The sequence below is a fragment of the Actibacterium sp. genome (genome assembly GCF_041584535.1).
GTDB lineage: Bacteria > Pseudomonadota > Alphaproteobacteria > Rhodobacterales > Rhodobacteraceae > Actibacterium_D.
In genome coordinates, this window is sequence record NZ_JBFHDW010000002.1 from 21,651 (window position 1) to 28,787 (window position 7,137).

8 protein-coding genes are annotated in these 7,137 nt (G+C 62.2%); 1 reads left to right on the plus strand and 7 read right to left on the minus strand.

The genetic code is table 11. The annotated features are described in order from the left end of the window. From ABYW26_RS00295 to ccoG, 3 genes are read right to left on the minus strand one after another with little or no spacing between them, the layout of a single operon-like run. The gene (locus ABYW26_RS00295) at window positions 1-2,190 is read right to left on the minus strand and encodes a heavy metal translocating P-type ATPase (RefSeq protein WP_372602657.1); all 2,190 of its coding nucleotides are present in this window, start codon (window positions 2,188-2,190) and stop codon (window positions 1-3) included. A gap of 4 nt (window positions 2,191-2,194) precedes the next feature. Then, a complete protein-coding gene (locus ABYW26_RS00300) occupies window positions 2,195-2,659 on the minus strand; it encodes a FixH family protein (protein ID WP_372602658.1) in 465 nt (154 codons plus the stop codon). Beyond that, window positions 2,656-4,086: a cytochrome c oxidase accessory protein CcoG gene (gene ccoG / locus ABYW26_RS00305; RefSeq protein ID WP_372602659.1), complete on the minus strand. Its 1,431-nt coding sequence runs from the start codon at window positions 4,084-4,086 to the stop codon at window positions 2,656-2,658. Before ccoG ends, ABYW26_RS00300 begins: the two co-directional genes overlap by 4 nt. Window positions 4,087-4,224: 138 nt before the next feature. Between ccoG and ABYW26_RS00310 the strand changes: the two genes are divergently transcribed. After that, window positions 4,225-4,905 (plus strand): DUF2270 domain-containing protein, encoded by a 681-nt coding sequence (locus ABYW26_RS00310; protein WP_372602660.1) that lies wholly within the window; start codon window positions 4,225-4,227, stop codon window positions 4,903-4,905. A gap of 94 nt (window positions 4,906-4,999) precedes the next feature. Here the strand turns inward: ABYW26_RS00310 and ccoP are convergent, their stop codons facing one another. From ccoP to ABYW26_RS00330, 4 genes are all read right to left on the minus strand, one after another. Further along, window positions 5,000-5,869: a cytochrome-c oxidase, cbb3-type subunit III gene (gene ccoP, locus ABYW26_RS00315; protein ID WP_372602661.1), complete on the minus strand. Its 870-nt coding sequence runs from the start codon at window positions 5,867-5,869 to the stop codon at window positions 5,000-5,002. After that, complete coding sequence (locus ABYW26_RS00320; protein ID WP_372602662.1) at window positions 5,866-6,075, minus strand: cbb3-type cytochrome c oxidase subunit 3; 210 nt, start codon at window positions 6,073-6,075, stop codon at window positions 5,866-5,868. The genes ccoP and ABYW26_RS00320 overlap by 4 nt, the downstream gene beginning before the upstream one ends. Window positions 6,076-6,086: 11 nt before the next feature. Continuing rightward, entirely contained in the window at window positions 6,087-6,812 is a 726-nt protein-coding gene (gene ccoO / locus ABYW26_RS00325) for a cytochrome-c oxidase, cbb3-type subunit II (RefSeq protein ID WP_372602663.1), read from the minus strand. A 14-nt stretch (window positions 6,813-6,826) separates the two neighbouring features. Next, window positions 6,827-7,137 (minus strand): cbb3-type cytochrome c oxidase subunit I (locus ABYW26_RS00330; protein ID WP_372602664.1); only part of this gene is annotated, 311 nt, incomplete at its 5' end.

The following is a 7,137-nucleotide window of genomic DNA, read 5'->3' on the forward strand; positions in this document are numbered from 1 at the left end:
TCACCTCAGCCGCAGCGCGTTCAGCGATACGGTAATCGACGAGGCCGACATCGCCAAGGCCGCCGCCAGCGGCGTGGCAAAGCCCAACAGCGCGATCGGCACCGCGATCATGTTATAGCCCGCCGCGATGGCGAAGTTTTCCTTGATCCGGCGCGTGGCTTTGCGGGCGGTGATCAGCGCCTCGCCCAGCGGCGACAGATCGGCCCCCAAAAGCACGATATCCGACGCCACCCGCGCCGCATCCAGCGCCGTCGCGGGCGAGATCGACACATGCGCGGCGGCCAAGGCTGCGGTGTCGTTCAAACCGTCGCCGACCATCAGCACCCGCTGACCTTTGGCGCCAAGCGCCTGAACAAAGGCGGCCTTGTCAGCGGGCAAGGCCGAGGCCTGCCAGCTGTCGATCCCCAGCCGGGCGGCCAGATCGGCCACCGGTGCCGCCGCATCGCCCGACAACAGATGCACCGCGATCCCTTGTTGTTTCAGGGCGGCGATGGCGGTTTCCGCGCCGGGGCGCAGGCTGTCAGCAAAGGTGAATTCCACTGGCGCGGCGTCACCGACGCGCAACCATGCGGCGGTCTCGGTCCCGGCCTCGGCACCCAGCCATTCGGCGCGGCCAAAGCGCACCATGCGGTCACCCAAGCGACCCTCGACGCCGTAGCCCGGCACTTCGGTCACATCGGTGACCTGCGCCGCATTGATCCCGGCAGCCGTCGTCGCCGCGGTCAGCGCCCGCGCCAACGGATGCGCCGAACCGGCAGCCAGTGCCAGCGCCACCGACAGATCATCGGCGGTGTGGTTGGTCAGATTGGTAGCTTCGGGCGCGCCCATGGTCAGGGTGCCGGTCTTGTCGAACACCACGCTGTCAACCTCGGCCAGACGTTCCAGCGCGGTGCCGTCCTTGATCAGCATGCCCTTCTTGAACAACCGCCCCGAGGCCGCAGTGGTCACGGCAGGCACCGCAAGGCCCAGCGCACAGGGGCAGGTGATGATCAGAACCGCAACCGCGATATTCAGCGCCAGCCGCATGTCGCCCGCGCTGGCCACCATCCAGCCGATAAAGGCCGCCAGCGCCAGCAGGTGCACACCGGGCGCATAGATCCGCGCGGCGCGGTCAGCCAGCGAGGTATAGCGGTTTTTCGAACTTTCCGCGATAGCCACCAGATCGGCCATGCGGTGCAGCGAGCTGTCCTCGCCCGCCGCCGTCACGCGCACATCCAGCGGGCCGGTCAGGTTGACTTCGCCAGCGCTGACCACCTGCCCTTGTCCGGCGAACACCGGCAAGGTCTCGCCGGTCAGAAGCGAGCGGTCGATCTCGGACTGGCCAACAGTGACGACCCCGTCGACCGGCACCCGCGCGCCGGGCTTGACGCGGACGATATCACCGACAGCAAGGGCGGAAATCGCCACCATTTCTTCGCCCATGGCACCGATCCGCAGGGCGCGCGGCACTTCCAGCGCCGCCAGTTCCTCGGCCGCCGAGCGGGCAACGGCGCGGGTGCGGTGATCCAGATAGCGCCCGGCCAGCAAGAAGAACGTCAGCGACAGCGCCGCATCGAAATAGGCGTGAGAGCCCGAAAGCATGGTCTCATACAGTGACATCCCGCCCGCCAGCAGGATCGCCAGCGAGATCGGCACATCCATGTTCAGATGCCGCGCTGACAGCGCGCTCCAGGCATTGCGGAAAAACGGCTGGGCGGAAAAGGCGATGGTCGGCAAGGCAATGGCGGCGGAAATCCAGTGGAACAGATCGCGGGTTGCATCCGCAGCCCCCGACCAGATTGCCACCGACAGCAGCATGACGTTCATCATGGCAAAGCCCGAGACCGCCAGACGCATCAGGATGTCGCGCCCGGCCTTGTCGGTTGCGGTGGCCGAGATCACGCCGGGATCCAGTTCGTGCGCCTCATAGCCAAGGCCGCCCAGCACCCCGATCAGGGCGTCGGCGGTGATTTCAGGGTCGGCCTCGACCGCGACGCGTTTCAGCGTCAGGTTCACCCGCGCCGTGCGCACGCCCGGTGTGGCGTTCAGGCCGCGCTCGACCGTGGAGATACAGCCCGCGCAGTGGATTGTCGGCAAGGACAGCATCACCCGCGCCTCGGTGGCGGCGCGGGTCTGGGCCAAGGCTTCGGCGGCGGGTGTCACCGCACAAGCCGGACAGGCAGAGGGGCGTTGCGTCATCACCGCAGTCATCGGATCAGCCCTTTACGATCAGTTCCAGACGCTGGCGGAACGGCGTGCCATCCTCGGACACGGCCTCGACCCGCATCATCCATTTGCCCCGCGCCAGTTCCAGCGGGGCGGAATACCGCCCGGCATAGCCGGTGAATTCGGGACGAACGTCATCGCGGGCCTCGGTCGTGCGGCCGATCAGAACTTGCAGATCCTGCGGGGTGACAGCGACACCGTTCGGGCCGGTAAAGACAAGATGCACCTGACCGTCCGCATAAGACGGCTGGACCACCCAGCCCAGCCCGACCTGAGCTTCGCGCCGGGTGTCGAACTCTTGACTGGCGACATACGAGTTCTTGACCTCAAGCCCGGGGAACGTGTCGACGGCCAGAAAGGCCATCAACAAATTCACCCCGATGATCACCGCAAAGGCCGAGGCCACGATGATAAAGACGGTCCGGCCTGTCAGTTCCTTGGTGGCCATGGTCATTTTCCCGTTCCGTTAAAGACCGTATCGGTATGCGCCCGGTCGCCATTGCTGGTGTCTTCGACCCAGAAGCGGAACTCGGTCCGTTCGCTTTTGGCCGGATCGGACGACGCCGGCGCAATAACATAGACCCTCTGGATGCGCATCGAGTCGGCGGGCACGTTCACGACTTCGTAGAAAGTGCCTTCCAATTCGACCCGCAGAGTCGGGTCGCCTTTGACCGTAATCCGGAACGGGCGGTCTTCGCCATGTTTATTGCGCAAGCGCACGTCATAGGTGTTGCGGATCGAACCATCCGACAGCGTCACGAAGACCGGGTTGCGGACCGGCGACACGGTCATATCAATATCCGAGCGGATGAACAGCGCGACCAACAGCGCCAGACCCACAGCCGTCCACATCGAGACATAAACGATCGTGCGCGGGCGGAAGATGTGCTTCCACACCGATTTCGGGTGGTTGCCGGCACGTTCGCGGGCCTCGTCGGTCAGGGCCATATAGTCGATCAGACCGCGCGGCTTGCCGACCTTGTCCATGATGTCGTCGCAGGCATCGATACACAGCGCGCAGGTGATACAGGCCAGTTGCTGACCATCGCGGATGTCGATGCCCATCGGGCAGACGTTGACGCAGGCGTTACAGTCGATGCAATCGCCCAGTTGATCCGCATCCGCCGATTTGCGGTGCTTGCCGCGCGGCTCGCCGCGCCAGCTGCGATAGCCGACGGTCAGGGTGTCTTCGTCCATCATCGCGGCCTGAATGCGCGGCCACGGGCACATATAGATACAGATCTGTTCGCGCATGAAGCCGCCGAACACAAAGGTCGTCGCGGCCAGCACGAAAATCGTCGTATAGGCAATGGGATGCGCGTTCAGTGTAACCAGTTCGACCAGCAGTTGCGGCGCATCGGTGAAATAAAACACCCAAGCCCCGCCGGTCGCGATGGCGATCAGCAGCCACAGGATCCATTTCGTCAGGCGCAGCCTGATCTTGTGAAGGTCCCATTTGGCCTTCCACAGCCGGACGCGGGCGTTTCGGTCGCCCTCGACCCAGCGTTCGACAAGGATGAACAGGTCGGTCCAGACGGTCTGAGGGCAGGCATAGCCGCACCAGACCCGGCCCAGCGCCGAGGTAAACAGGAACAATCCAAGCCCGGCCATGATCAACAGGCCGGCAACGAAATAGAATTCGTGCGGCCAGATTTCGATCCAGAACATGAAAAAGCGCCGGTTGGCCATATCGACCAGAACCGCCTGATCCGGCAGTTGCGGGCCTCGGTCCCAGCGGATCCACGGGGTCAGGTAATAAATGCCCAAAGTAAAGGCCATCAACCACCATTTCAGGCTGCGAAATTTACCGCTGACCCGACGAGGAAAGACGGGTTCGCGGGCGGCGTAGAGTTTGGGGGAGGGGGTCTGAGTATCGGACACTTTTGTTACATCCAAAATATGTGTTGGCGGTTGTCATGTCGCATGACGGGGCTGCATAGGCTTTGACCCAGATCAAAACTGGTGACACTGTGACAAAAGGCCCACCAAGAGGTCGAAATTTAAGCAAGGGAGGGGGCAATGCACGAAAAACGCACGCCCGATTGTGCCGAAGAGTTTACCTCATCGGAAATGTCTGCGCTTGCACATCTCTATCGCGGCGAGGTCTATCGCAGCACAATCTGGCGAACCCGACTCGATACGACGACCAATTGGGCGGTTGTCACGCTGGGCGTCGCGCTGTCGATTTCCTTTGCCTCGCCCGACGCATCGCCGCTGCCGCTGCTGCTGGTCGGCATCCTGATTTTCCTGTTTCTGACGCTGGAGGCCCGGCGCTATCGTTATTTCAACGTCTGGCGCGCGCGGGCGCGGTGGATGGAGACTCATTTCTACGCGCCGATGCTGGTCGACGGGAATCTGCACACCGAAGAAAACTGGCAACAGGTTCTGGCCGACGATTATATACGTCCGAAACATCACATCGGCTTTGGCACCGCGATGGCGCGGCGGGTGCGGCGGAATTATCTGTGGATCCTGCTGATCCAGATGACCGCCTATATCGGCAAGCTGATGATCCACCCGACCTCGGCGACAAGCTGGGACGAATTCATCACCCGCGCCGATATCGGTCCGGTGCCGGGGGAATTGCTGTTGGTGGTCGGGGCGCTGTATTGCGCAGCCTGGACCTTTATGGCGTTCTGGGTCACTGGGACCGATGCCAGAAAAGCGGCGTCTCGCGGGTCGGGCGGCGCGATGGGCTAAGCCCAAAAATGACACCGGCCCCCAGGAAACGCGCGAACAGGAAGGGGGCCGGTGCGTTCAACCGGGGGCCTGAGGACCCCCGGAAGACCTTTGTTTATTCACCACCACCCAGCGAGTGGACGTAGGTCGCCACTGCGCGGATGTCGGATTCGGACAGACGAGCCTGCCAGCTGGGCATGACGCCAAAGCGGGCATTGGTCACCGTCTCGGTCAGGGTGTCGACGTCGCCGCCATACAGCCAGACCGCGTCCGTCAGGTTCGGAGCGCCCTGGAACCGGTCACCGGTGCCGTCGTCGGCATGACAAGCGGCACAGTTGTCCAGGAACACGGTCTCACCTGCGGAAGCCAAGGCAGCGTCAGCTTCTTGACCGGACAGGGTGCGCACGTATTGCACGACCTGAGCGATTTCCGCCGGTTCGAGGATCTCACCGAATTTCGGCATCTCCGAATAGCGTGCATCCGGGTCCTGCTCGTTGCGGATACCATGGGTGATGGTGGTGTGGATGTCTTCGATCGCACCACCCCACAGCCAGTCATCGTCCAGCAGGTTCGGATAGCCCGCACCCTGAACACCAGCCGCGCCCGACCCGTGACACTGGGCACACCAGGTCTGGAACACCGCTTTACCCGCGTTGACCGAATAGCTCAGCAGCTCGGGGGTGTTGGTGATGTCGGTCAGCTCAGCTGCAACCAGCTTGGCCTCGACCGGAGCATTCATGGCGTCGAATTTTGCAATATCGGCGGCCACGTTGGCGCGGGTCGAATAGCCCAGAACCCCAGGCGTTGCACCGCTGATCAGCGGCCATGCCGGATAGGCGATGGTGTAGACCAGAGCGTAAAGGATACAGGCATAGAACGTCCACAACCACCAGCGGGGCAGAGGGTTGTTGAACTCTTCGATACCGTCCCAGGAATGGCCCGTCGTTTCGACGTCGCCGGGCAGTTTTTTGTTTTCAGTACTCATGTCCGCGCCTCCTTGAAATGCGCGCCGCTTTGATCGTCGTCGCTGGCGGGTTTGTTCTCGTGCCGAAACGGAATTTCGGCACTGTCCCGGTGGGCCGGGCGACTGCCGGGCCGGTAGGCCCAGACAATCACACCGACAAAGAACGCCGTCATAAGCAGCAATACCCAGCTGTCAGCGATCTCGCGAAAAAGGGAATATGTGTCCATGTTCCCCCCCTTTACCGGCTTGCGACCGGCTCGAAGGTCGAGAAATCAACCAGCGTGCCAAGCATTTGCAGATAGGCAATCAGGGCGTCCATTTCCGAGATACCCGGCTGGCCGTCGAAATTGCGCACCTGCGCACCCGGATAGCGCTCGAGCAGACCATCGGTATCGCCCCAGGGGTCGATTTGAACCTCAAAGTCTTCAACAGCGTTTTCCAGCATTTCATCGGTATACGGGACGCCAACCAGGGCGTTGGTCCGCATGACGTCACCGACATGTGCGCCGTCGATCAGCTTGCGCTCAAGGAAGGCGTATTTCGGCATCACCGATTCCGGCACGACCGACTGCGGGTTCTGCAGGTGGTCAACATGCCACTCGTCCGAATAACGGCCACCAACGCGGGCCAGATCGGGGCCAGTCCGTTTGGACCCCCACTGGAACGGGTGGTCATACATCGACTCGGCCGCCAGGCTGTAGTGGCCATAGCGTTCGACCTCGTCACGCATCGGACGGATCATCTGGCTGTGGCAGACATAGCAGCCTTCGCGGATATAGATGTTCCGGCCCTCTAGTTCGAGCGGCGAGTAGGGGCGCACCCCCTCGACTTTCTCGATGGTGTTCTCGAGATAGAAGAGAGGGGCGATTTCCACGATCCCGCCGATGGTCACAACCAGAAGGCTGAGAACCAGAAGCAGCGTCGCGTTTTTCTCGATGACTTTATGTTTGTCGAGGATACCCATTTTCAGCACCTCCCTTATTCAGCGGGCGCCGCAACCGGGGCTTCAGCAATCGCCGGAGCCGAGGTAACGGTTTTCCACAGGTTGTAGCACATGATCAGGCCGCCAGTGACGAACATCAGACCACCCAGACCGCGAACCACATACATCGGGAACTTAGCGGCAACGGTGTCAGCGAACGAGTTCACCAAGAAACCCTGCGCATCGACTTCGCGCCACATCAGGCCTTCCATGATACCGGACACCCACATCGCAGAGGCGTAAAGAACGATACCGATCGTCGCCAGCCAGAAGTGCCAGGACACCAGGCTGAGGCTATACAGCCGCT